Genomic DNA, 23,888 nt, shown 5'->3' with positions numbered 1-23,888 from the left:
GCACAACGATGCCGTGGTGGTCATGGCGTCCGGGTTCGGCCGGGGGCAACGGATCGGATACCGACGAAAATTCCTCGGTGCGCAGCACCGTCCGCGTCGGGGTCCCTGCCCAACGTGAGCCGAGCCGGGTCATAGTTCCGGCGACCGAGCTGCCGAAGGCGGCCGAGCTGGCCAAGACGGAGGACACGGAGCACGTCTCCGAGGTCACCCTGGCCCGCATCGGCAAGGCGCTCGACCTGCTCGACATCCGATACCTGGCCGACGGGGGCGGCAGCCTCCTCGCCATGTGGGAGCGGCACGCGGTGCTGTTCACCCTGGAAGGCCCCGACGACGAGATCCTGGTGATGCGCGCCCGCCCGCACGCCACGGTCCCGCCCGACTGGGCCGACCGCGCCTACCGCATCGTCAACGAGTGGAACCACACGAGGCGCTTCTGCAAGGCTTACGTCGGCGACCCGACCGAGCGCGGCCAGCTGCCGATCTACGCCGAAATGCAGGTCCCCTTAGCCTCCGGCGCCCACGACGCCCTGGTAGTCGAAATGCTCGACTGCGGCGCCGCAGTCGCCACCTCATTCGTCGATTGGCTCCACGACGAGGGTGCCCTGCTGTAGTTTGCTGGCTCCGCTGTACTTTCTGGCTCCGCTCTACTTTCTGGCTCCGCTCTACTTTCTGGCTCCGCTTCGCTCCGCGGGCGATTGCCTCGGATCCGGTGTCATCGGAGATGATTCTCTGCCACCCGCAAACCCGGCGGGCGTCAGAGAATCAGCTGCGATAACACCGGCGGCAATCGCCGACCGTCGCCGTTGACTTGGCGTCCCGCCCGAGGGTAAGCGCGAGAATTTCCGCGTTCGGGGCGTCAGTTGACGCCTCACCCAACAACCTGTGCCGTTGCGCCCCGACGATCGCTGTTCTACAGAACGGCCATGCCACAGAACGGTCGCGCTTTGCCCCGCTGATGAGTTGGAGCCGGTTTTCCGCCACCGCCGGGTTTGCGGCGCCGGAAAACCGGCTCCAACTCATCAGCTTCCCAGGGGCAAAGCGCCGCGGAGCGAAGCGGAGCCAGCAAATTCAGCAAACCGAACCACCCAGCCCGGCCGTTCTGGGGTGTGCCGGTCCGGTGCACCCGGCCGTTCTCAGCCCAGCCGGTCCGGTGCACCCGGCCGTTCTCAGCCCAGCCGGTCCGGTGCACCCGGCCGTTCTCAGCCCAGCCGGTCCGGTGGGCGCGGCCGTTCTGGGGTGTGCCGGTCCGGTGGGCTCGGCCGTTCTCAGCCCAGCCGGTCCGGTGCGCCCGGCCGTTCTCAGCCCAGCCGGTCCGGTGAGTCTGGCCAATCTCCGCCGAGCCGGTCCATCCAGCCCGGCGAATCTCGGCCGAGCCGGTCCGGTCAGCCCGGCCAATCTCAGCCCAGCCGACCCGCCCGGCCCGGCCGATCTCGGCCAGCCCGCCAATCTCAGCTGAGCGGGAACATGCCCACGCGGCCGTGGTACTCGTGGCCCAGCTCGTCGGTGTCCGAGCCGACCACCAGGCCGTGCGGGGTCACGAGGAAGGCGCGTACGCCCACCCCGCGTGCCCGGGTCGGGTTCCAGGACAGGGCCCGCCCGGTGGACGGGTTGACCGCGCCGATGCCGGGCCGCGCCACCGCGCCTGGCCCGGGGCCTTTGGCGTCGGTGCCGTACGGGTTGTCGAAGTAGCGCTGGTGGCCGCCCAGGTAGACCGCGGCGCCGGTGACCGCCACCGCGTAGAGCGAGTCTCCGCCGGTGCGCTGCACCCAGATCGGGTTGTGGCGGCCGCCGCCGGTCGTTTCGAACCGGGCCGCCGAGTCGCAGAGTTTGTCCGGCGCGGAGGCACGGCCGGTCGCGGCGACCACGAAGTATGACCCGTCGGGCGAGAATTTCACCTGCCGCAGGTAGGTGTCGAAGCCTTTCATGCAGGCCGGCCGGTACGCGTCGGTGTACCAGCTGGTCAGGGCCGCGGTGGGGCCGGAGATGTCGAACATCGCGATCTGGGTGCGGTCGTATCCGCTCGCCTTGAGCAGGGCGCCGACGGCGACCAGTTTGTGGCCGTCGGGCGAGATGTCGAAGTGCTCGACGCGGGTGCGGCTCAGCCCGGGTGCGGACAGTTTGGCGTCGAAGCTGCTGTCGACGGTGCCGGTGGTCGCGCTGAGGCGGGCCAGGCCGGCCCGGTTGACGCCGTTGATCGCCGAGAACGTTCCACCGGCGTACAGCTGGGAACCGCGCACCGCGAGCGACCGCACGTCGCCCCAGTTGATTTTGGCGCTGAAGGCGCGGGCCCGGTCGCCGTCGAGGCCGATGTGGGCGATGCCGCGCGAGGTGGCCCCGTCGACGGTCTTGAACGCGCCGCCCAGGTAGACCGTGTCGTCGGCGCCGGCGGCGAGTGAGTAGACGGCGCCGTCGACTTCGGGGGCGAATGAGCTGATCGCGCCGGTGTAGACGTTGAACGCGAAGACGTTCCGGCGGGCGTAGGTCTGCCGGCGGGACCTGTCGGCGACCTTGGTGAAGGCGCCGCCGACGACGACCTCGTCGCCGACCAGGGCCAAGCTCCAGACCGTGCCGTCGAGCACGTTCGGGGTGAAGTCGACCGGGTTGGCCGAGACCACGGAGGACTGGGCGAGGTCGGCCGCTGCGGGCAGCGCGCCGGCGGTCGCTAGGGCGACGGCGGCTGCGGTAGCGGCGGCGAACAGGCGGCGACGCATGGGGCGGCTCCTGACGCGATACCCGACAAGTCGGGCGTAAATGAATTGTCACCCAGCAAACGAGTGACTTGCGTCAGGAGTCACTATCTAGCTGTTGACCATGAAATAGGCGGCGCGCTCCAGGTAGTCCCACAGGGCGGTGTGGTGGGGCTCGGGCAGGTTCAGCGAGTCGACCGCATCGCGCATGTGCTTGAGCCAGGCGTCGCGGGCCGCCTCGTCGACCACGAACGGCGCGTGCCGCATGCGCAGCCGCGGGTGGCCGCGGGTCGACGAGTACGTGTTGGGGCCGCCCCAGTACTGCATGAGGAAGAGGGTCAGGCGGTCGGCGGCCGGGCCGAGGTCCTCTTCCGGGTACATCGGGCGGAGCAGCGGATCATCGGCGACGCCGGAGTAGAAGCGGTCGACGAGACGGCGGAAGAAAGGCTCGCCACCGACGGCGTCGTAGAAGCTGGCCTCTTCGGGAGCGGGTGTCGTCACCTGTCCATCCTGCCAGGCGGTCAGGTGCGCTCCGGTGTGACGCTCGTCGGCACCGGCAGGGCCGTGGTCTCGGCGGAATGGCGGGGCGGCCCGTGGTGCTCGGGGGCGGCCTCGACCGACGGGGGAGCGGCGTGCCGGGGAACGTGCGGGAGGCCGGTGGCCGCCTCGTCGGTGGCCCTGCGGAACGACTCCCGGCTCGGCCAGCGGGCGACCAGGAACGCCATCACCGCGGTTCCGCCGATGCTCCACACGCCAACCACCAGCGGCAGCGAGAAGTCGTTGGCCAGCCAGCCGGTCGCCATCACGCCGACGAATTGACTCAGCTGCATGCCGGTCTGCATCACGCCGTACGCACGGGCGCGGAAGCCGTGCGGCAGGATCAGCACGAACTTGCTGTTCAGGGTCGGTGACAGCCCGCCTTGGGCAATGCCGGAGAAGGCGACCAGCACCGCCGCGACCGGCGGCCGAGGACCGGCCAGCGCGGGCACCAGGATGAGCGTGGAGGCCACGGCCAGCGGGCGGATCAGCCGGTCGCGCCACTCCGGGCCGGCGAACCGGCCGCAGATCAGGCCGCCGATCACGAAGCCGATCGGGCCGGCCGCCATGATCAGCCCCTGGTCGAGGCCGCGGGTGGTGGCGTCCGGGTCGCCCTGCGCGGCCCAGGCGGCGGCGAGCCCTTCGGGCACGATCGCGAACATCGTCAACACGAAGATCAAAATCGCGATCGACCGCAGGGTTTCGCGGCCGAAGACCACCCGGAAACCCTCGGCCGATTCCCGCAACAGGTGAGTGCGTTTGTCACGGTCCCGGGCGGACGGCCGCGAGCGTACGCCGGAAGCAATCAGTGCCGCCGAGATCGCGAACGTCACCACGTCGATCATCAGGGCGAACTGCGGGTTGATCGCGGTCGCCAGCGCGGCGCCGGCGAGGTAGCCGACGACCTGCGCGGACTGGGTGGTGGTCGCGTTGGTCGCGATCGCCATCGGCATCTGCTCGCGCTTCATCAGCAGCGGCAGCAGGGCCGACCGGGCGGCCTGGGTGGGCGGTGCGCCGAGGCTGGCCACGAACAGCAGCACCAGCATGGCCCAGATCGGCAGGTGCGGGATGAGCAGCAGCCCGATGAGCACCATGCGGGACACGTCGCAGGTGATCAGCACCGTGCGGTAGGGGTAGCGCTCGGCCAGCGCCGACAGCACGGTGCCGCCGACCACCCAGGGGAGGAAGTTGATCGCGAACGAGGCGGCGGAGAGGAGGACCGAGTGGCTCTGCTGATAGACGAGGACGGTGATCGCGGCCCGGGCCAGATAGTCGCCGACCCAGTTCACCAGCAGCGAGAAATAGATCGCCCGGTATTCGACGACGGCGAAGACGTCGCGAAAGGTTACTGGACGCTTCCGCTCCGTCACCGCAGCAGTATCCTTTGCTGCCGGGGCAGAGGGGTCTTCGGACACCAGGTCCTCCATCGATCTCGGTGGCTCGCCGGGTCGCGGCGTTTCACCGGGCACGCCCCCGCGATGGATCTTGACGGGAACGTGATGCCGCATGTGCAGATGCTCAAGCGGATTCTGCCCGATCGTCCGAGTCGATGCTAGGGCGGCTGCCGAGGATTATCGGCCGTTCGGCCGAGGCAGGGCATCCCCCGGATGACTAAAACGCAGGTCAGAGACCCCCTTCGGGGGACCGTCCGGACTCCGGTGGAGTGTATTCCGGCGGAATTGCGGATCGCGGAACCAATCGAGAGGCGGCGATGCGTTCGGAGAGCCCGGTGTTCTCCAGCGACTCGGTCAGCGCCTGCTGCAGCGCCCGCTGCACGGTGACCCGGGCGTCCGCGGTGGTCTTGGCGATCGTGCGGATGACCGCGCCGTCGACCGTCAACTGCTCGACACCGACCACGGTCGGCGGCTCCAGGAACTCGCTCTGGTGCTCGGGCTCGGCGGCCACCCGTTCGGCGGCCCGGCGCAGCACCGCGCTGGCCGTCTCCGAGTTCACGAACCCGATCGGCACGTCGACCACGACCATCGACCAGCCCTGGCTCTTGTTGCCGACCCGGACGATCTCGCCGTTGCGGATGTACCAGAGCACGCCCCGGGAGTCCCGGACCGTCGTGATCCGCAGGCCGACCGTCTCGACCACCCCGGTCGCCTCGCCCAGGTCGACCGTGTCGCCGACGCCGTACTGGTCCTCCAGGAGCATGAACAGGCCCGCGATCAGGTCTTTGACCAGGCTCTGGGCGCCGAAACCGAGCGCCACGCCGACGATGCCGGCGCTGGCCAGCAGCGGGCCCAGGTTGAAGCCGAACTCGCCCATCACCAGCAGGACGGCCAGCGTGAAGACCGTCGCGGTGACGAAGCTGCGCAGCACCGAGCCGATCGCCTCGGCCCGCTGGCGCCGGCGCTCGGGGATGAACTGGCCGTCCTCGGCCGCCGCGGCCGCCCGCTCGCGGAGCGGCCGGAGCAGGGCGGGCATCGAGGCCCGGGTGGTGCTCGCGGTGAGCCGCCGGATCGCCCGGTGCAGTATCCAGCGGATCAGCATCGCGATCAGGATGATCGCGAGGATCCGTAGCGGCTTGACGATGACGACGTAGCTGCTGTTGGCCAGCCACTGGTTGTTCGTCCAGTGGAAGACCTGCTGGCAGAGCCGGTCGTCGGAGCAGGCCTCGGTGACGTCGTGGCTGGTGAAGATCGGCCCGGGCGAGGAGGAGGGATCAGGGGTCGGAGGTAACGCGAACACGAGAAGCCACCGTACCGGGCCGGGATGAACCGGCTTTCAGGGCCCGCACAGCGCGTAGACCTCAGACGTTTACCACCCGGCTACGGATTGCGCTCGCAATTTGGTCATCCATCAGGGACTATTGGCGCAGGAGGTTCTCCAATTGGAGAGCCTCCTCACAGACCATGCACACGGCCAAGACGCAGCGGGAGCGACTCAGCACCTACACCGGAGGGTGATCACGATGCCTGACATACGACCTACAGTGGGCTCATCCGCGTTGGTTCTTAACGCCACCTACGAGCCGCTGTGCGTCGTATCGGTGCGTCGAGCCACCATCCTCGTGCTCACCGCCAAGGCCGAATGTGTCTCCGACGGAGACGGGATTCTCCACAGCGCCCACACCGACCTTCCGGTGCCGTCGGTGGTGCGGCTCACCCGTTACGTCAAGGTTCCTTACCGCACTCACGTGGGACTCTCCCGCCGGGCGATCTTCGCTCGCGACGGTGGCCGCTGCGCGTACTGCCGTGGCTCGGCCGAGACCATCGACCACGTGTTCCCGCGCAGCCGCGGCGGCCTGCACGCCTGGGAGAACGTCGTGGCCGCGTGCGCCAAGTGCAACCACAGCAAGGGCGACAAGACCCCGGCCGAGCTCGGATGGCGGCTCCACCAGATACCGGCGGCGCCCCGTGGGGTGGCGTGGCGGGTGCTGGGACACCGCACCCCCGACCCCCGTTGGGCAGATTGGCTGGACCTTCCGGCCGCCCCGGCTGAGGCCGCGGCGGCCTGATTCTTTTCTAGGCCTTCTTGGAACCGACCAGGGACGCGTAGACGACGACGTTGTCGGAATAGCCCTGCTTGCCACCCAGCCACGTGCCGCCGCACGTCATCAGGCGCAGTGAGGGACGGCTGAAGTCGCCGTAGACCCGCTGGATCGGCAGCCGGCCCTTGTTGTAGTGCTCGACCGAATTGACCTCGAAGATCGCGATCGAGCGGTCAGAGCGTTCCACCTCGATCTTCTGCCCGGCCTTGAGCTGAGGCAGGTGGTAGAAGACCGACGGCCCGGTCCGGGTGTCGGCGTGCCCGACGATCAGAGCCGGCCCGAACTGGCCCGGGGTGGGGCCGCCGTCGAACCAGCCCGCCTCGTCGTGCCGCTGCAGGGGCGGCACGTCGATCGACCCGTCCGAGGCCCGCCCCACGTCCAGGATCGGCGCGTCGACCTTGATCGACGGGATGCTGAGCCGCTGGGGGCGGCTCGGGTCGAGCACCGGGAACGACCGAGGCGGGGGATCGGTGCGCGCCGGGCCGCTGAACCAGTCCGGGAAGTGCGCGCTGGTGGCCGCCCCGATGCCCATGGCGACACAGAACAGTCCCAGGAAGAGCAGGGCGAGCGCGATCAGCCCGACCGTACCCGGGCGCTTGCCGCGGATCGGCCGGGGCGGCTGCTTGGGCTTGGGCGGGGGCGTACCCCGGAAGGGATGGCGTCCGGGGGCCGGCCGCGGTGCCGGGAGCGGCCCGGTGATCACGCCGGGTGGCGGCGCGACGATCTGGGCCGGCCGTTTACGGATGACCGACTCGGGCATGCGACGGCCGGTGACGGAGGGCAGCGGCGCCCTGGCTTCGCGGGTCACGCGCGGCCCTCAGCCGAGGCGCCGTCGGCGCAATGCGAAGCCGCCCAGCACCAGGCCGGCGGCGAGAACCGCGAGACCCCCGCCGATCAGCGCCGGGGCCTGCCGTCCCGGGGCCATGCCGCCCCCGCCGGTGGCCGGGCCGCGTACCGGTTCCACCTTGGCGACCACGTGCAGCGTGGTCGAGGCGGTCTTGCCGCCGTCGGGACAGCGCAGGTCGAGATGGTAATCACCCGGCCGGGTGCGGGCCGGGACGGTCACGGTGGCGGTCAGGAAGCCGAAGTGTGGCTTGACCGTGACCGTGCCGAAGAGGCCCGAGGTGACTGTCGCCGACTTCAGGTTGTCGTCGCAGGATGCCCGCAGCGCCACCTCGTCCCCCGCCGGGGTGGTGCTCGGGTTGGTCTCGAGGAAGATCGAAGCCGCGGCATGCGCGGCTTGAGCCTGGGCAAACGGGACAGATAACCCTATTGCCAGCGCCGCCAGGGCGGCAGGGACGGATGTGCGCATGGAATCCCCCCTCCTGCCGTTCACGTGCACCAGGGCACGAACGGCGCGTGAGGGTGATTTTCGCATCCCGGGCCCGGTTCCGCGTAGATCCCGACGGCGTGAGTAAACGGCCTTCCAACCGCCCCGCCTACCACCCTCGAGAAACCTGACGGCTGTCTTCCCGACCCGACCGTCCGGCTTGACCGGGTCTCCGCTACCGTGATTGTTGTTCGGATCAACTGGAACACGGGCGCCTGGGGGCGTTGAGGTTGTCGATTGCAAGCACCATTGGTGTGTACGTAGTCATTCCGCTCGGAGTGATCGTGCTGGTGGCGTCGGTCGTCATGACCGGCAGCAACCGGTCCCGGCGCACGCGCCGCTACCGTCCCGGCCGGCCGTACGATTTCCAGCCGATGTGGTTCCTGGCCGCGCCCGAGCGGGTCAACAGCCGGCCGGCTCTGCCCGGTGGCCACTCGTCGACTCCGGTGCTCGAGGCGCCCATCTTCGAGGACAGCTCCGGCGCCCGGGTCGTCCCCGGTCCGGTAGGAGGCGCAAGTGACAGTTGGTGACGTGCAGCAGGAGCAGCAACCGCAACCGCCGACCGCTCTGGACGAGCCGGGCGGCGAGACGATCGCGAGCGAACCCGAGCAGGTTCGCGACGAGGCCGGCGCCCAGGTGGCCGACGGTCCCTTCACGACCCGGCAACTGCTGCGGCTCGACGAGGCGCTGCGCATCGCCGACCAGCAGACCGGCCTGACCTTCAGCGTCTACATCGGCGAGCTCGAGGTGCCGACCCGCGAGCACGCGGAGAGGCTGCACCGTCAGATCGAGGGCGCCGACCGGGCGGTCCTCGTCGCGCTGTCGCCCAACCAGCGCCGCCTGGAGATCGTGACCGGCAACGAGGCCCGCAAGCGCATCTCCGACCGCGACGCCAAGCTGGCCGGCCTCTCGATGGCCGCCTCGTTCGCGGGCGGCGACCTGGCCGGTGGCGTCGTCTCCGGCATCGATCAGCTGGCCAGCCACGCCGGCCGGCACTGACACAGTTCTCCGGAAGGGCCCGCGCCGATGCGCGGGCCTTTTTTTGGCCCGCGCCGGCCACGCACGGTGAGTACGCTGGCACCCGAGGTGGTCACATGGTCATGTTGAGCGCGGTGCCGGCCACACCCGTCCGCTGGACCGCTCCCGAGGGCGACTGGACCGAGCCCGACCTGCATCTCTTCCCGCAGGACGGCCACCGCTACGAGATCGTCGACGGCAGCCTGCACGTCGCCCCGCCCGCCCCGCGCTGGCATGACGATCTGGTCGGCGCGGTCGTCACCACGCTGCGGTCGGCCGCCCCGCCCGGCTGGTGGGTCTGCGACCGGCTCGGCATCGCCATCGACGAGGGCACCGGCGGCCCCAGCAACCTGGTGCCCGACGTGACCGTGCTGCGGCCGCGCTCGTCCGGCGCGACCTGGAGCGACCCGGCCGACGTGGCGCTCGTCGTGGAGGTCGAGACCGCGGCCACCCGGCGCTACGACGAGGTGCTCAAGCCGACCCTCTACGCCGAGGCCGGCATCCGCGCCTACTGGCGCGTCGAGCCCGGCCCGGTGCTGCACGTCTACGAACTCGAGGCGGGCCGTTTCCGGTCCCGTGGATGCGTCGAGGGCGCCGAGCAGATCAAGCTCGACGCCCCCTATCCCGTACGGATAACTCCCAACGCCTGGCGTTAGCGGGCGTCCTCAGCCCGCCGCGATGTCCTTGGCCCTCGCCTTGCGGGCCCGCACCACGCCGTCGCGGCCCTCGGCGACCAGCCGCCGCAGCGACGCCGGCTGCCCGTCGCGGGCCAGCCACTCGTCGGTCAGCGCGATGGTCTCCTCGCTGATCTGCAGCGCCGGGTAGGCCATCATCGCGAACTCCTGGGCCGGCTCGCTGTCCGAGCGGGCCCACACGTCGCCCACCACGTCGAAGAACCGGGTCGCGTAGGGCGCGGTCAGCTCGACGTGCTTGGTGGTCTGGAAGCCGCTGAGCAGCGACCGGTTGAGCCAGTTCGGCAGGTCGGCGTCGCCGGTCAGCTGCGACCACACGCGAGCCTTGTTCTCCGCCGTCGGCACCAGCGCGTTGGCCACCGCCGCCTCCCGCTCACCGCTGGCCGTGCGGTCGCCGGACAGCTCGTCGTCGATCTCCTGCTCGGTTGCCAGGCCCATCGAGGCCAGCGCCTGGAGCAGCGCCCAGCGCAGCTCGGTGTCGACGACCAGGCCCTCGGGCACGTTCGTCCCGGCGAGCCAGCCGCGCAGCACAGCCAGCTCGTCGGCCGAGCGGGCGGCGATGATGAACGAGCGGGCCCAGCTCAGCTGCCAGCCGCTGCCCGGCTCGGCGGCCTCCAGCGACCGCTTGGCGGTGTCGGCCAGCTGAGCCCAGCCGGTCGGCGCCCAGGCCGGGTCGGCGTACTGCCCGAGCGCGGTCGCCGCCTGCCGGAACGTCCAGGTGGTGAGGTTGATGTCGGTCTCGGCGGGCAGGCCCGAGCAGACCAGCGTGACGTAGTCGCGGGCGGCCAGTTCGGCGTCGCGCAGCATGTCCCAGGCCGCGTTCCAGCACAGCGCCCGGGCCAGCGACGAGTCGAGGCCCGCGATGTGCCGCACCACGGTCGCCATCGAGCGCTCGTCGAGCCGCAGCTTGGCGTACGTCAGGTCGTCGTCGTTGAGCAGCAGCACGTCGGCCGCCGGCACCCCGGTCAGGGCCGGGATCGGCGTGTGCTCGCCGGTCACGTCGATCTCGAGCAGGTCGCGCCGCACCAGCCGGTCGCCCTGCAGGTCGTAGAGGCCGACCCCGATCCGGTGGGTGCGCAGCGTCGGGTAGTCGGCCGGCGCCTCCTGCTGCACGACCACGCTGCGGTATGTGCCGTCCTCGCCCACCTCGACGATCGGGCGCAGCGTGTTGACCTGGGCCGTCTCGAGCCACTGGGCGGCGAACTTGCGCAGCTCGCGGCCGGACGCCGTCTCCAGCTCGGTGAGCAGGTCGTCGAAGGTCGCGTTCTGCCAGGCGTGGCGCTGGAAGTACGCGCGCAGGCCGGTCAGGAACGAGTCGAGTCCGACGTACGCCACCAGCTGCTTGATCACGCTGGCGCCCTTGGCGTACGTGATGCCGTCGAAGTTGACCTCGACCGCCTCGAGGTCGGGCATCTCGCAGTAGACCGGGTGGGTCGAGCTGAGCTGGTCCTGCCGGTAGCCCCAGCTCTTGCGCACCGACAGGAACGTCGTCCAGGCGTCGGTGTAGCGGGTGGCCTCGGAGTTGGCCCAGTGCGACGCCCACTCGGCGAACGACTCGTTGAGCCACAGGTCGTTCCACCAGCGCATGGTCACCAGGTCGCCGAACCACATGTGGGCCAGCTCGTGCAGGATCGTGTTGGCGCGCTGCTCGTACTCGAAGTCGGTGACCTGCGACCGGAAGATGTAATGCGCCTCGGCGTGGGTGACGCAGCCGAAGTTCTCCATCGCGCCCGCGTTGAAGTCGGGCACCCACAGCTGGTCGTACTTCGCCAGCGGGTAGCGCACCCCGAACTGCTCGTGGAAGAAGTCGAAGCCCTGCTTGGTGACCTCGAAGATGTTGTCGGCGTCGAGGTGGCGGGCCATCGAGGCGCGGCAGAAGACGCCGAGCGAGATGCCGTCGTGCTCGTCGCGCACCTCGTGGTAGGGGCCGGCGCAGAGCGCGGTGATGTACGAGCTCATCCGCACCGACGTCTCGAAGTGCACCGTCTTGGCGCCGACCCCGGCCGGGGCCTCCGAGGCGACCGGCATGTTCGAGATGACCCGCCAGTGCGCCGGCACCGTGGCGTGCCAGGTGTAGACGCTCTTGAGGTCGGGCTGGTCGAAGCAGGCGAACACCCGCTGCGCGTCCGCCGTCTCGAACTGGCTGTAGAGGTAGACCTCCTTGTCGACCGGGTCGGGGCTGCGCTGCAGGCCCTGACCGCTCGCCGAGAAGGCGAAGTCGGCGTCCACCACCAGGGTGTTCTCTGCCGCCAGCCCGGTCAGCCGGAGACCCTTCTCGGCCGAGAACCCGGCCAGGTCGATCGGCTGGTCATTCAGGGCGGCCGAGCGCACCGACGCCGCGGCGGCCTCGATGAACGTTTCGGCGCCCGGCTCGCTGCAGCGGAACGTGATCACCGTGGTCGAGCGGAAGGTGCCGTCGGCCGGGTTCCCATGCCCGTCGGTCAGATCCAGGGTGACGTCGTACCCCGAGACCTCGAGCAGGCGGGCCCGCTCGGCCGCCTCCACCTGGGTCAAGTTACGAACTCCGGCCACGACCACTCTCCTTAAGAGCGCAAATCCTCATCCCGGGCCAGCCTATGCGCCGCCCGGGTGGTGCACCTCACCCCTACCGCAGGCGAGACCTGTAGGGCGCCGAATAGTTGCGAGGGGGAGTATCGAACCATGACTGAACGCGCCATGGTCGACATGTGGTTCGACCCGACCTGCCCGTGGGCGTGGATGACCTCGCGCTGGCTGCTCGAGGTCGAGAAGGTCCGGCCCCTCGACGTCCGCTTCAACGTGATGAGCCTCTCCGTCCTCAACGAGGGCCGGGACCATCTGTCCGAGTCATATCGCGCCGCTATGGACAAGGCGTGGGGACCCGTACGGGTGTGCATCGCCGCCGCCGAGGCGGCCGGCCCGCAGGTGCTCCGCGACCTTTACACGGCTCTCGGCACCAGAATCCACCTCCAGAAGTACGAGTTGGGCGAGAAGCTGTACACCGAATCGCTGATCGAGGCCGGGCTCGACCCCGCGCTCGCCGACGCGGCCACCAGCGACGCCTGGGACGACGCGCTGCGCGGCAGCCACGACGCGGGCATGAAGCCGGTCGGGACCGACGTGGGCACCCCGGTCATCCACGCGCCCGGCCCCGACGGCGGCACGGTCGCGTTCTTCGGACCCGTCGTCACGCCCGCCCCGAAGGGCGAGGCCGCCGGCAAACTGTGGGACGGCGTCGTTCTGGTCGCCGGCACTGAAGGCTTCTTCGAGCTCAAGCGCTCCCGGGACATCGGCCCCATCTTCGAGTGAATCCGCTTTCCTTGAGGCCCGCGGGTCGTTGGATGAGGTGAGAAACCTCATCCGAACGGGAGAGCCACATGGGCGACAGCGAGGCGGTCGCGACGTCGACGTTCGCCGTGCACCGGGACGTCTGGACCAACCTGTCGCCCGAAATGGCGGCCCTGGTGGCCCCGCCGGTCTCGGTCTCGGCGGCACCCCTCGGCCGCCCGGTCGGGGCCTGGCGGCGCGGCCAGTTGGCCCGGTCACTGGGGAACATGCCGGTGCGCAGGCATCGGGTGGGCGCCCGGTAGATTGCGGCCCATGACGGTCGTGCACCCGATCAGCCGAGCCTGGATCACCACCGGCGGCACCGGCGCTCAAAACTATGACGAGTTCGCCGACGACTCCGAGATCACTCAGATCATCGCCGACAACCCGCACAGCGCTCTCGCGATCGAGATGCCGCACCGGGCGCCCGAATCGGTCGGCAAGTCCTTCACCGACTCGCTGCCCGACGCGGTCGCCCGGCTCGCGCTGGAGCGGGCGGAGGGCAGTTACCGCGAGTCCGACCAGGTGGTCGTCCTCTACCGCATCACCGGCGAGGGCGAGCCGCCGGCCTACGGCCTGTGGAGCATGGTCGACACCGATCAGATCTCGACGAACGCCGAGGAGCCCGGCCTGGTGATCCGCAACGAGGACGTCTTCATCGAGAAGGTCCGCGAGCGGGTGGCACTGGCCGGGGCGCTGAGCACGCTGCTCTCGCCCGTACTCCTGCTGCAGACCGCGAAGGGCGACGATCTGCACGCGGCTCTGGCCGCGGCGGCCGAGTCGGCGGGCAAGCCCGCCGCGACCGATGTCGATCAGGCCGGGCGCACCCACGCGATCTGGCCGATCGGTCCCGGCGCGGTGCAGGACGAGCTGACCGCCCTGGCCGGCGGCGGCGAACTCGTGGTCGCCGACGGCAACCACCGCAGCCTCGCCGCGCAGACCGGCGGGCTGCCGCGCTTCCTGGCCGTGATCACCACACCGGCGTCGGTCTTCATCCAGCCCTACAACCGGCTGGTCGCCGAACTCCCGCTGCCGCTCGACGAACTGCTGGCGCGCCTCCGCGCGGCCGGGGCGACGGTCACCGAGGTGCCGCGCGTCGCGCGCATCCCGGCCAAGGGCACGATCGAGATGTACGCCGGGGGACGCACGTTCGCACTCGGGTTGCCGGTCGACCCGAACGGCTCGGCGGTCGACAACCTCGACCACGCGCTGGTCGAGCGGGTGCTCCTGCGCGACGCGATCGGACTCGACCCGGGCGACAAGCGCATCTCGTACATCGGCGGCGACTACCCGGCCGAGTGGCTGCGCGGCGAGGTCGACGCGGGCCGTTCCGAGCTGGCGGTGCTGATCGCCCCGGTCACCGTCGACGACTTCGTCGCGGTCAACCTCGAGCGCCAGAAGCTGCCCCGCAAGAGCACGTGGTTCACCCCGAAGGCCCGGGGCGGCCTCGTGCTGGCCCAGCTCGACTGACCATGGCACTCAATCCGCAGGTCGCGGCGTCGTCGGGGTTCCGCCGGCGCCCCGGCCCGGAGCTGCTCACCGGCGACCCGCTGGCCCTGCTCGCCTTCATCCGGCAGGCCATGGAAGACGCCAACGAGGACGAGACCGGCCCGGCGCTGCCGCTTCCGGTGGTCGTCGACGTGGACACCTCCGGCGTCCCCTGCCGGCTGTACGCGACGAAGGCCGACGCCCCGGTCCTGGTCTACCTGCACGGCGGCGGCTGGTGTTACGGCAGCATCGAGACCGTCGACCGGTTCTGCCGTCGCGTCGCCGACCGCTCCGGCTGCGCGGTGCTGTCGGTCGACTACCGGCTGGCCCCCGAGCACCCGTTCCCGGCCGCGCTCCTCGATGTCGACACAGTCCTGGACTACATTCGCAAATCAGGCACCGGCCTGGGCGTCGACCCGGCCCGCATCGCGATCGGCGGCGACAGCGCCGGCGGCCACCTCGCCGCAGTCGCGGCCCGCCGCCAGCGCGACGCCGCCACCCCGCTCGACTTCCAGGTCCTGATCTATCCGGTGATCGACCCGCTTCTCTCTTCCGAGTCCTACACCTCGCTCGGCTCGTACGGCCTCGACCGGTCCTCGATGAAGCTGGCCTGGGAGACATTCATCCCGTCGGCGGCCGACCGGATGACCCCGGACGCCGCGCCGCTCGCCGCCGACCTGTCCGGCCTGCCTCCGGCCCTGATCCAGACCGCCGAGTACGACGTACTCCGCGACGAGGGCGCCGACTACGCCGACGCGCTGCTGGCCGCCGGCGTCCCCGTCGTGCACACCCGCTACATGGGCGTCAGCCACGGCTTCGCCCGCAAGATCGGCACGATCGACGACGCCCGGGTCGCGGCCGACCAGGTCGCCGCCTCGTTGCGCGCCGCGCTGACCTTCTGACCATCGTCCGTGGCATCTTCTGGGAGACTTCGACCATGCGCGTCTACCTTGGTTCCGACCACGCCGGCTACGAGCTCAAGATGCACCTCGTCAACCACCTGACGAAGCAGGGCCACGACGTCGTGGACGTGGGCCCGCACGTGTACGACCCGGAGGACGACTACCCGTCGTTCTGCCTGCACACCGGCGCCCGCGTGGTCGCCGACCCGGGCTCGCTCGGCATCGTCATCGGCGGCTCGGGCAACGGCGAGCAGATCGCCGCCAACAAGATCGAAGGCGTCCGCGCGGCCCTGGCCTGGCGGGTCGAGATCGCCCAGCTGGCCCGCCAGCACAACGACGCCAACGTGATCAGCCTCGGCGCCCGCGAACACACCCTCGACGAGGCAACCTCTTTCGTCGAGGCGTTCCTGGCCACCCCGTTCTCGGGCAACCCCCGCCACGCCCGCCGCATCGCCCAGCTGGCCGACTACGAGCGCACCCGCCGGCTCCCCGACCTGCCGGCCAGCTGAACTACCCGCGCCCACCGCCTCAGCGGCGGGGAAGTTCCTCGCGGGGCGTCCAGTTGCGGCGCACGATCACCAGGTTCTGATCGGCGTCGGCGAGCTGATCGTCAGACGGGCGGGCGGCATCCCGAGCGCGCAGCGCCGCACCGACGCTGACCTGCGACGACCCGGAGCCGACCAGGCCGCGCAGCCCACGCTCGCTCTCCCGCTCCTCACCCGGTCCGCCGCCCGGTCCAGAACGCCGCGGGAAGCCGTTGCCCCGAGCCGGACGCCGCTCGGCCCCCTCCTCGTCCTCAGGGTCGGCAACTGTCCCGGTCGCGGCAACTGTCCCGGCCCGAGCGACCGTCCCGGTCGCGGCGACCGTCCCGGCCCCGGCGACCGTCCCGGTGGCGGCGACCGTCCCGGTGGCGGCGACCGGCTCGTTCCCGCTCATCGCCGTCTCACCCCGCCGCTCGGCCCGTTCGGCCCGGTCGGCCGCCAGGTGCTCCGGCCGGCCTCCCGCGAGCCGTTCCGGGTTGCCTGCCCCGGCCCGCTGAGCCCGGCCACCGGCGTGCTGCTCCGGGGCGCCCACCAGACGGTCCGCCCTGATTCCCGCGAGCTGCTCCGGGCTGCCGGCCGTGGTGCGCTCGGGCGTGGTGCGCTCGGGCGTGGTGCGCTCTGAGGTGGCGGGCTCAGATGCGGGGCGCTCGGGCGTGGCGGACTCGGATCTGGTCGGTCGGGACGTGGCGGGCTCGGATGCCGGGCGCTCGGATGTGGCGGGCTCGGATCTGGCCGGTCCGGACGTGGCGGGCTCGGATGCCGGGCGCTCGGATGCCGGGCGCTCGGATGTGGGGCGCTCGGATGTGGCCGGCTCGGACGCGGGGCGCTCGGGCGGGGGTCCGGGGCGAGCCGGGGACGGTTCGGCGGTCTCGTCGGCGACGGACGCCGCGGCGGCCGCGCGAGCGGCCGACGAGGGGGGACGCACACGCCGGCGGCGACGCTCGGGCTCAGCCATGGCACTGACGCTACCGCCGCCGGGAACACTCAGAACACCTCGATGGCGTTCGGCTGCCGGTGCCACCCGAACGCGACCGACGGCAGGTTGCCGGTCAGCTGCCGCACCCGCCCGGCCGCGGCCAGCGCCGCGAGCGACGTGCCGCCCAGGTAGGCGGCGCCCAGCTCGGTGATCGTGCAGGCGAAGTCGGGGGCTTCATCCGTACGCGTACACGTCACCTTGTCGGGCCCACCCGAAAGCCGCCACCGGCCCTGATTGGCCGGGATCAGCGGGTCGCTCACCTCGACCACCGTTTCGACGGCCGTGGTGTATTGCCGGGCTTCGAGCGCCGCCGGCAGGTCGACGATGCGGATCCAGAGGCCGTCGAGGTGGCGCCGCCCGAGCCGCCGCGGGTCGTCGACCAGGTATTGCACCGGTTCGTCGACCGCCGCGTGCCAGTGTTTCACCGTGCGGGTCAGGTCGATGCCGAGCAGGAAGCGCCAGATCGCGTCGTACGCCTCCGGGCCGTCGGCGACCATTTCCCGTACGCCGATCACGCCGTCCGGTCCCCACTCGGTCCATTTGCCCTCGGCCCGCCAGAGCGCGTAGCCGGCCGGGCCGCGGTCGTCCTCGTAGAGCACACCGCGCCGCCCGGTCTGCTCGCCGTGTTCGTCGTTGTGGTCGGCGAGCAGGTGCTTCCACCACTTCTCGCCACGGCTGGAGAACCCGACCCGACCGGCCCGCACCCGCTCGTAGACCGCGGCCAGCTCGTCGGCTACGGTCGCCGGCTTGATCAGGCGCAGGCGGCCGTTCGGCGGGGTGGCCGGGGGCGCGGTGAGGCGTACCTCCCGGTTGGCGATCTCGAGGGAGAGCCGGGCCGAGGCCGGCCCGTAGCCGAAGCGGGGATAGATCGCCGACTCGCTGGCCCACAGCACCGCGATCGGTTCGCGGCCGGCGGCCGCCAGGCCTTCGAGTTGCTTACGCATCAATTCGGTGAGGATGCCGCGGCGGCGGTGGGTCGGCGCGACGCCGACGCCGGTGACGTGAGCGGCCGGGATGATCGCGCCCGGTACGGTGAGGTCTCGGGTCAGCGCGGTGGCGTGGCCGACCACGCGGTCGTCGTGCTCGGCGATCAGCGAGCGGTCGGTCTCGGTCATCGCCTGCTCAGCGGCCCGGCGGCTCTCGGTCTGGGTCTCGTGGAAGACGAACTCCAGCAGGTCGGAGATCGCGTCGAGGTCGGCGGGGGTGGCCGGGCGGAGGTGAACCGAGGAGTCCATGAATGTCTTCCTAGCGGAACGGGCGCGCGGCGGCGAACTATTTGTCGGCTCGTTACTCTCGATAGGGCGGGACGGCTGTCCCGCCGAGCCGGGAGGGGACGAGATGCCGGAGCAACCGCAGTGGTCGGAGCGGACGCTCGACATGCCGCCGCAGGATCCGTGGGCCGAGCACCCCACCATGCCGCACGGCGCGCCGCGGGCCGAGCACCCGACCACGCCGTGGGCCGGGGGCACGCCGGAGGCGTACGAACCGCCCGCCCCACCGGCCCCGCAGGCGCCGTTCAGCCAGGGCCGGGCCCAGGTGAGCCCGCGGCCGGTCAAGCAGCAGTTCGCCGATCATGAGCCGACCGGCACCGGCTGGCCGGGCACCGGCGCGCCGGCCCGGCCGCCGATGAGCTGGCGCTGGAGCGAGCTGCGCCGGGGCGGCGAGTGGACCAGTGCCGCGGTGCTGTTCGCGTTCGTGGGCTGGGGCATCATGGCGATCTCCAACCGCGGGTCGCTGTCGACCCAGGCGATCGTCTTCGTGGTCACGCTGGTCGTCGCGGTCGGCGTTTTCTGCCTCGCCCGGGTCGTCGGCCACCTGGTGCTCGAGCGCTGGATGGGCCGCACCCGCCGGACGGCCCGGGGTTCCCACCTGGTCACCGCGCTGTTCCTGGCCGGCGTCGCCATCGCCGATCTGCAACAGGTGCAGTGGGTGATGGACGCCGTTCACTGGGTGACCAGCCAGACCTAGGTCCTCGGCTCGGACACGTGGGCGTGCACGATCCGCCAGCCCTCGGGCAGGCGGATCCAGGTCTGCGACTGCCGGCCCAGCACGTCCGAACCGGGATAGCCGAAGAGCGTGGTCACCACGGCGGCGTCCCGGCCGTACGCTCGCACTTCGGTGTCCTTGAGGTGCCGCCCGGCCGGCAGCGGCGGCTGAGCCCGCCGCCACCGGCGTTGTTCGGCGAGACCGGCCTGCTGGTCGGCGATGCCGAAGCGCAGCGCCCGGCCGGCGAAGGAGTCCAGCATCGCCTCGACGTCGTCGGCCACGAGCGCTCGCTCGTAGGCCTCGAAAGCTTCGGTGACCTCGGCGATCACGTCCGGCCGGTCGATCTCCACGTCATGCCTGCCTTTGCGGTGGGAGTCAGGAAACGGAGGCCACCGGTACGCCGCCCTCCGGCGCTTCGGTGAACGTGTTGCCCTCGACGACCTCGTCCCGCTCGCCCGGTTCGGGCTCCCGCGGGGTGGGCCGGCCGAGCGCGAAGAGCGCGCAGATCACCGCCAGGAAGAGGTAGCCGAGCGCTACCGGCCCGTCGGCGTTCCACTCGACCTTCTCGCCGTGGATCAGGCCGATGAAGCTCAGCACCGAGCCGGCTCCGGCGAAGATCGCGGCGTACCAGAACCGCTTGTCGATGATGAACGCGACGATCGCGCCGAGGACGAGACCGGCCAGGATCGCGCCCTCGCCCAGCGTGTGCAGGCCGTCGTAGACGACTCCGGCGCTGTTGAGGGCGGTGTTGCCGACCTGTGCCGCGCTGGTCCCGGCCGCCGATAGCACGTTGTCCATCTGCCCGGTGGCCCATTGCGCGATGTTCGGGATGAGCGCGGCGACCACCGCCGCGGCGTGCGCCCGCGGCGTCGCCTGGAACGCCTGGGCGCCGATCAGCAGGCCGATGTAGAGCAGGATCGGCACGATCGCAGCGGTCGGGAAGATGGTGCCGAGCAGGCCGAACATTCCGAAGAAGCAGAGCAGGGCGATGACCACGCCGGTCGCCATGGAGTAGCCGGTGCGACCGCCGGCCGCCTTCCATCCGGGGTGGCCGACGTACACGGCGGGCGGGAACGGCGAGCCGAGGCAGGCGCCGATCACCGCACCCGCGCCGTCGGCCAGCAGCACGCTCCGCAGGTTGTAGCGGTCGCCCGCGGTGGCCGCGCTCTCCACGTTGGTCATCGCTTCGGTGAAGTTGTAGACGCCGAGCGGGATGGCGGTGGCCAGCAGGGGCGACATGTCCTTGAGCCCGTCGACCAGCAGGCTGATCTTGAGGTGCGGGAACGCGAAGGCGATGTCCTTGGCCGCCGCGGTCACGTCGGGCACGCTCATGGCCCCGCCGATCCAGCCGATCGCGGTTCCGGCCAGCAGCGCGACCAGACCGATCGGGATGTTGAAGGGCAGTTTTATGTCGGTGAGCAGTCCGATCAGCAGCAGACCGAAGACCGGTAGGGCGATCCAGGCGGTCTTCCACATGTTGCCGGCCGGGTTCATCGAGATGAAGGTGATCGAGATGCCGGCCAGGGTGCCGAGCAGCGCCGCCTTGGGGGCGTACTTGCGGATGTACGGGCCGACGAAGGCGCCGATCAGGACGATCACGCCGATGATGAAGGCCCAGGCCATGCCGGCCGTCCACGCCTGGATCGGGTCCTTCGTCCGCAGATAGATCGGCAGCATGATCACAAAGATCACGATGAACATGTGCGGGACGCTCGGACCGTACGGCATGGCGGTGACGTCGCCGCGCTTCTCGCGTACGGCGAGCCGGCGGGCCAGAAACGTGTAGTAGACGTTGCCCGCGACCAGGGCGATGCCGAGCGCGGGCAGGATCACGCCGAAGACGTCGCCCGGCGGCATCTTGATCACGCCGATGCAGAGACCGGTCAGGGTGAGCACGTTGACCAGGACGTTGATGCCGAAGCCGAAGAACGCGTTGGTGTCGCCGCGGACCCAGTAGGGCAGCTTCATCGCGCTATCTCCTCAAGGAGGGTGGGGGAGTCGGCGACCCAGCCGAAGATCCCGCCCTGGGCGGCGATCATCTGAAGGCCGACGCGCTGGAACTCGGGGAAGTAGGAGCCGACGCAGTCGGCCAGGACCAGGCACTCGTAGCCGCGGTCGTTCGCCTCACGGACCGTGGTGTGCACGCAGACCTCGGTGGTGACCCCGGTGACGACGAGCGATCGGATGTCCGCTTTGCCGAGGATCTCGGCCAGTTCGGTGGCGTAGAACGCCCCTTTGCCGGGCTTGTCGACGACGACCTCGTCGCCCGCCGGCTGAAGTTCGTCGATGATGTCGTGGCCGTACTCGCCTCGGACCAGGATGCGGCCGAAGGCGCCTTGCTGACCGATCGCGCCGCGGGCCAGCTTGGCCGGCGGGCAGTCGGACAGGTCCGGCAGATGCCCTTCCCGGGTGTGGATCACCGGAAGCCCCGCGGCCCGCCACGCGGCGAGCAGAGCGGCCAGCGGTTCGATCGTGCGCCGCAGCTGGTGCACGTCGTTGCCGAGGCTCTCCCCGAAGCCGCCGGGCAGCAGGAAGTCGCGCTGCATGTCGATGACGAGCAGGGCGGTGGTGGCGGGGTCGAAGGTGAACGGCCCGGGTTTCGCGTCGACCGTCGGCATGAGTCAGGCCTCCGTCGCCGCGATCACGTCGTCCGAGGCGGCGACGCAGCCGAAGACACCGCCCTGCATGGTGACCATGTGCAGAGCGGCGGCATGGTTGGCCGGGTCGGTCGCGCCCGTGCAGTCGCTGAGGATCAGGCACTCGTAGCCCCGGTCGTTGGCCTCCCGCATGGTCGTGTGCACGCACACGTCGGTGGTGATGCCGGTCAGGATCAGGTGCGTGATGCCGTGCGTACGCAGCACCAGGTCGAGGTTGGTGGCGTAGAAGGCGCCCTTGCCCGGTTTGTCGATCACGACCTCGCCGGGGGCCGGCGCTACCTCGGGGACGATCTGCCAGCCCGGTTCGCCGCGTACCAGGATCCGGCCGCACGGCCCGGCCGCGCCGATCTCGGCACCGATCCGGGCCGATCGCCAGCGTTTGTTGGCCGGCAGGTCGGAGAGGCCGGGGTCGTGGCCCTCCCGGGTGTGGATCACCAGCATCCCGAGGTCGCGGGCGTGCGCCAGCAGGCGGGCGGTGGCGGGCAGGCCGGCCCGGGTCAACGAGATGTCGTAGCCCATGGCGTCGACGTATCCGCCGGGCCCGCAGAAGTCGGTCTGCCAGTCGATGCAGATCAGGGCGGTCCGGCTCACCGGGACGGCACCGTCGTACGGCCAGAGGTAGGGGTCGGCCTTGACCGGGCCGATCGTTGCGGTCATGAGTGTCCTCCCAGGCGGTAGTTGCGCCAGCCGCCGCCGGCGGTGATGTCGAGTGCGCCGGCGGTCGCGTACGCCTCGCACAGGAACCCGGTCACTTCGGTGCCGTCGGCCAACGCGACGCGGCCCAGGCCGAGCGGGGCGGCGATGCCGGCCAGCAGGCTCCCGACCGTGGCGGCCGGCAGCCGCCAGAGTTCGAGATCGATCGCCGCGCCGTTCGCGTCGTCGCGGATCAGGCCGGGTACGCCGGACGGCAAGCGGTAGAGCCGATAGCGCGGTGCGGTGCGGGCGGGGCCGACCCGCGTCGCCCCGCGTTCGAGCAGTTCGTGGTTGCGGGGCTCGCCGGCCAGGTGCAGTCCGACCACGGCGATCGTCATCGACTCGCCGGCGACCGGTTGCGCGCGGGCGAACCGGACCAGCGTCCGGTCGCTGAACGCCGGCCCGAAGAAGGTCAGCGAGGCGGGCCGCCCGTCCTCGGTGAAGCCGTTCGGCACGGTCACCGCGGCCATGTCGAGCAGGTTGGCGAACTGGGTGTACCGGCCCAGGTCGAGGTTGCGGCCGATGGGATCCCCGGCGATCTCGGCCTGCGTGTACGTCGTCCCGACCGTCGGCAGCACCAGGACGTCGACCTCGTCCCAGATCCGGTCGGCGGCCGCGCGCAACTCCCGCAGCCGGTGCTGCGCCCGGAATGCGTCCGCCGCGCTGAAGTCGTACCCCTTCTCCAGCACCGCCCGGGTGACCGGCAGGACCGAGTCCGGGTGGTCGCGCAGGAAGTCGCCGAGGTCGGCCAGCCGCTCGGCGACCCACGGGCCGCGGTAGAGCAGGTCACCGGCCTCGAGCAGGGGAGCGATGTCGACCGTCCGGTCGCCGGTGAACCGTCCGTACGCCTTCTCCTGCCCCACGTCGCCGAAGAAGTCGAGTCCGGTCGCGACTCCGACGCGCGGTTCGGTGACGAGCGGCAGGTCGCCCGCCCGGCCCCACGGATCGCCGGCCACCTGGCCCTGCGCCACCCGCATCACCCGGTCGGCCGTCGCGACGTCGCGCGCGAAGATCGTGACGCAGTCCAGCGACCGGCAGGCCGGCACCACCCCGGCGGTGCTCAGCAGGCCACGGGTCGGTTTGATCCCGACGATCCCGTTCATCGCGGCGGGCACCCGTCCCGACCCCGCGGTGTCGGTGCCGAGGGCGAAGTCGACGCTGCCGTCGGCCACGGCGACGGCCGATCCGGAGCTCGAGCCGCCCGAGATGAGCCCGCCGCCGAAGACGCTTTCCGGTGCGCCGTACGGGGAGCGGGCCCCGGTCAGACCGGTCGCGAACTGGTCGAGGTTGGTCTTACCGGCCACCACCGCGCCCCCGTCGAGCAGCCGTCGAACCACGGGGGCGCTGCGTTCGGGCTGGTAGGCGAAGTCCGGGCAGCCGGCCGTCGTCGGCAGGCCGGCCACGTCGATGTTGTCCTTGACGGCGAATCTCAAGCCCGCGAGCGGCAGCGCGGGGTCGGCCGCGTCCGCTCGCGCACGTACCTGTCCGGGGTCGAAAGTGCTGATCCACACCGCATCCACACCGTCGATTGTCGACAATTCTGTTTCATCGACCGTCCCGGTATGTAACCGCGTGGTTT

25 protein-coding genes are annotated in these 23,888 nt (G+C 70.9%); 11 read left to right on the top strand and 14 right to left on the bottom strand.

Annotated elements, in window-relative coordinates; translation table 11 throughout:
* Positions 1-8: 8 nt before the first annotated feature.
* Positions 9-611, top strand: a complete 603-nt coding sequence (locus ACIA5C_RS17675) for a YbjN domain-containing protein (protein WP_396055734.1) — start codon at positions 9-11, stop codon at positions 609-611.
* Between the two features lie 837 nt (positions 612-1,448).
* On the opposite strand, the gene ACIA5C_RS17670 is transcribed toward ACIA5C_RS17675, so the two are convergent.
* From ACIA5C_RS17670 to ACIA5C_RS17655, 4 genes are all read right to left on the bottom strand, one after another.
* Entirely contained in the window at positions 1,449-2,711 is a 1,263-nt protein-coding gene (locus ACIA5C_RS17670) for a delta-60 repeat domain-containing protein (RefSeq protein ID WP_396055732.1), read from the bottom strand.
* A gap of 87 nt (positions 2,712-2,798) precedes the next feature.
* Positions 2,799-3,188 (bottom strand): globin, encoded by a 390-nt coding sequence (locus tag ACIA5C_RS17665; RefSeq protein WP_396055730.1) that lies wholly within the window; start codon positions 3,186-3,188, stop codon positions 2,799-2,801.
* Positions 3,189-3,208: 20 nt separating this feature from the next.
* Entirely contained in the window at positions 3,209-4,594 is a 1,386-nt protein-coding gene (locus tag ACIA5C_RS17660; protein WP_396055728.1) for an MFS transporter, read from the bottom strand.
* A 253-nt stretch (positions 4,595-4,847) separates the two neighbouring features.
* The gene (locus ACIA5C_RS17655; protein WP_396055726.1) at positions 4,848-5,918 is read right to left on the bottom strand and encodes a mechanosensitive ion channel family protein; all 1,071 of its coding nucleotides are present in this window, start codon (positions 5,916-5,918) and stop codon (positions 4,848-4,850) included.
* A gap of 223 nt (positions 5,919-6,141) precedes the next feature.
* On the opposite strand from ACIA5C_RS17655, the gene ACIA5C_RS17650 reads away from it, so the two are divergent.
* On the top strand, positions 6,142-6,687 hold the full coding sequence (locus ACIA5C_RS17650; protein ID WP_396055724.1) for an HNH endonuclease: 546 nt from the start codon (positions 6,142-6,144) through the stop codon (positions 6,685-6,687).
* Positions 6,688-6,694: 7 nt separating this feature from the next.
* On the opposite strand, the gene ACIA5C_RS17645 is transcribed toward ACIA5C_RS17650, so the two are convergent.
* Positions 6,695-7,480: a class F sortase gene (locus ACIA5C_RS17645; protein WP_396055722.1), complete on the bottom strand. Its 786-nt coding sequence runs from the start codon at positions 7,478-7,480 to the stop codon at positions 6,695-6,697.
* Positions 7,481-7,537: 57 nt separating this feature from the next.
* Positions 7,538-8,032 carry a hypothetical protein gene (locus tag ACIA5C_RS17640; protein WP_396055720.1) on the bottom strand — a complete coding sequence of 165 codons (495 nt, stop codon included), beginning with the start codon at positions 8,030-8,032 and terminating at the stop codon, positions 7,538-7,540.
* Between the two features lie 272 nt (positions 8,033-8,304).
* On the opposite strand from ACIA5C_RS17640, the gene ACIA5C_RS17635 reads away from it, so the two are divergent.
* The 3 genes from ACIA5C_RS17635 (at position 8,305) to ACIA5C_RS17625 (ending at position 9,723) form a co-directional block, all read left to right on the top strand.
* Positions 8,305-8,580, top strand: coding sequence for a hypothetical protein (locus tag ACIA5C_RS17635; RefSeq protein WP_396055718.1), 276 nt, complete (start codon positions 8,305-8,307; stop codon positions 8,578-8,580).
* A 61-nt stretch (positions 8,581-8,641) separates the two neighbouring features.
* Complete coding sequence (locus ACIA5C_RS17630; protein WP_396056646.1) at positions 8,642-9,049, top strand: DUF5130 family protein; 408 nt, start codon at positions 8,642-8,644, stop codon at positions 9,047-9,049.
* A gap of 95 nt (positions 9,050-9,144) precedes the next feature.
* On the top strand, positions 9,145-9,723 hold the full coding sequence (locus tag ACIA5C_RS17625; protein ID WP_396055716.1) for a Uma2 family endonuclease: 579 nt from the start codon (positions 9,145-9,147) through the stop codon (positions 9,721-9,723).
* A gap of 9 nt (positions 9,724-9,732) precedes the next feature.
* On the opposite strand, the gene pepN is transcribed toward ACIA5C_RS17625, so the two are convergent.
* Positions 9,733-12,291, bottom strand: coding sequence for an aminopeptidase N (gene pepN / locus ACIA5C_RS17620; RefSeq protein WP_396055714.1), 2,559 nt, complete (start codon positions 12,289-12,291; stop codon positions 9,733-9,735).
* 129 nt (positions 12,292-12,420) lie between these two features.
* On the opposite strand from pepN, the gene ACIA5C_RS17615 reads away from it, so the two are divergent.
* The 5 genes from ACIA5C_RS17615 (at position 12,421) to ACIA5C_RS17595 (ending at position 15,964) form a co-directional block, all read left to right on the top strand.
* The gene (locus ACIA5C_RS17615) at positions 12,421-13,047 is read left to right on the top strand and encodes a DsbA family protein (RefSeq protein ID WP_396055712.1); all 627 of its coding nucleotides are present in this window, start codon (positions 12,421-12,423) and stop codon (positions 13,045-13,047) included.
* 68 nt (positions 13,048-13,115) lie between these two features.
* Positions 13,116-13,328: a hypothetical protein gene (locus ACIA5C_RS17610; protein ID WP_396055710.1), complete on the top strand. Its 213-nt coding sequence runs from the start codon at positions 13,116-13,118 to the stop codon at positions 13,326-13,328.
* 10 nt (positions 13,329-13,338) lie between these two features.
* Positions 13,339-14,535: a DUF1015 family protein gene (locus tag ACIA5C_RS17605; RefSeq protein ID WP_396055708.1), complete on the top strand. Its 1,197-nt coding sequence runs from the start codon at positions 13,339-13,341 to the stop codon at positions 14,533-14,535.
* A gap of 2 nt (positions 14,536-14,537) precedes the next feature.
* The gene (locus tag ACIA5C_RS17600) at positions 14,538-15,455 is read left to right on the top strand and encodes an alpha/beta hydrolase (protein WP_396055706.1); all 918 of its coding nucleotides are present in this window, start codon (positions 14,538-14,540) and stop codon (positions 15,453-15,455) included.
* A gap of 35 nt (positions 15,456-15,490) precedes the next feature.
* On the top strand, positions 15,491-15,964 hold the full coding sequence (locus tag ACIA5C_RS17595) for a ribose-5-phosphate isomerase (RefSeq protein WP_396055704.1): 474 nt from the start codon (positions 15,491-15,493) through the stop codon (positions 15,962-15,964).
* A gap of 19 nt (positions 15,965-15,983) precedes the next feature.
* Here ACIA5C_RS17595 and ACIA5C_RS17590 read toward each other — a convergent pair whose 3' ends face one another.
* A complete protein-coding gene (locus tag ACIA5C_RS17590; protein ID WP_396056644.1) occupies positions 15,984-16,391 on the bottom strand; it encodes a hypothetical protein in 408 nt (135 codons plus the stop codon).
* Between the two features lie 590 nt (positions 16,392-16,981).
* The gene (locus ACIA5C_RS17585; RefSeq protein ID WP_396055702.1) at positions 16,982-18,208 is read right to left on the bottom strand and encodes a GNAT family N-acetyltransferase; all 1,227 of its coding nucleotides are present in this window, start codon (positions 18,206-18,208) and stop codon (positions 16,982-16,984) included.
* Positions 18,209-18,311: 103 nt separating this feature from the next.
* On the opposite strand from ACIA5C_RS17585, the gene ACIA5C_RS17580 reads away from it, so the two are divergent.
* On the top strand, positions 18,312-18,941 hold the full coding sequence (locus ACIA5C_RS17580) for a DNA-directed RNA polymerase II (RefSeq protein WP_396055700.1): 630 nt from the start codon (positions 18,312-18,314) through the stop codon (positions 18,939-18,941).
* Here ACIA5C_RS17580 and ACIA5C_RS17575 read toward each other — a convergent pair.
* From ACIA5C_RS17575 to atzF, 5 genes are read right to left on the bottom strand one after another with little or no spacing between them, the layout of a single operon-like run.
* Positions 18,938-19,309: an AtzH-like domain-containing protein gene (locus ACIA5C_RS17575; RefSeq protein WP_396055698.1), complete on the bottom strand. Its 372-nt coding sequence runs from the start codon at positions 19,307-19,309 to the stop codon at positions 18,938-18,940. The genes ACIA5C_RS17580 and ACIA5C_RS17575 overlap by 4 nt on opposite strands.
* Before the next feature lie 25 nt (positions 19,310-19,334).
* Positions 19,335-20,927 carry a regulator gene (locus ACIA5C_RS17570; protein WP_396055696.1) on the bottom strand — a complete coding sequence of 531 codons (1,593 nt, stop codon included), beginning with the start codon at positions 20,925-20,927 and terminating at the stop codon, positions 19,335-19,337.
* A complete protein-coding gene (locus ACIA5C_RS17565) occupies positions 20,924-21,577 on the bottom strand; it encodes a cysteine hydrolase family protein (RefSeq protein ID WP_396055694.1) in 654 nt (217 codons plus the stop codon). Before ACIA5C_RS17565 ends, ACIA5C_RS17570 begins: the two co-directional genes overlap by 4 nt.
* Positions 21,578-21,580: 3 nt before the next feature.
* On the bottom strand, positions 21,581-22,273 hold the full coding sequence (locus tag ACIA5C_RS17560; protein WP_396055692.1) for a cysteine hydrolase family protein: 693 nt from the start codon (positions 22,271-22,273) through the stop codon (positions 21,581-21,583).
* Positions 22,270-23,829 carry an allophanate hydrolase gene (atzF, locus tag ACIA5C_RS17555; protein WP_396055690.1) on the bottom strand — a complete coding sequence of 520 codons (1,560 nt, stop codon included), beginning with the start codon at positions 23,827-23,829 and terminating at the stop codon, positions 22,270-22,272. The genes ACIA5C_RS17560 and atzF overlap by 4 nt, the downstream gene beginning before the upstream one ends.
* Between the last annotated feature and the right edge of the window lie 59 nt (positions 23,830-23,888).

Source organism: Actinoplanes sp. NPDC051343, from assembly GCF_044455125.1.
Classification (GTDB): domain Bacteria; phylum Actinomycetota; class Actinomycetes; order Mycobacteriales; family Micromonosporaceae; genus Actinoplanes.
The sequence above is the reverse complement of the archived record's forward strand: the minus strand, read 5'-3'. Positions and strand labels throughout refer to the sequence as shown.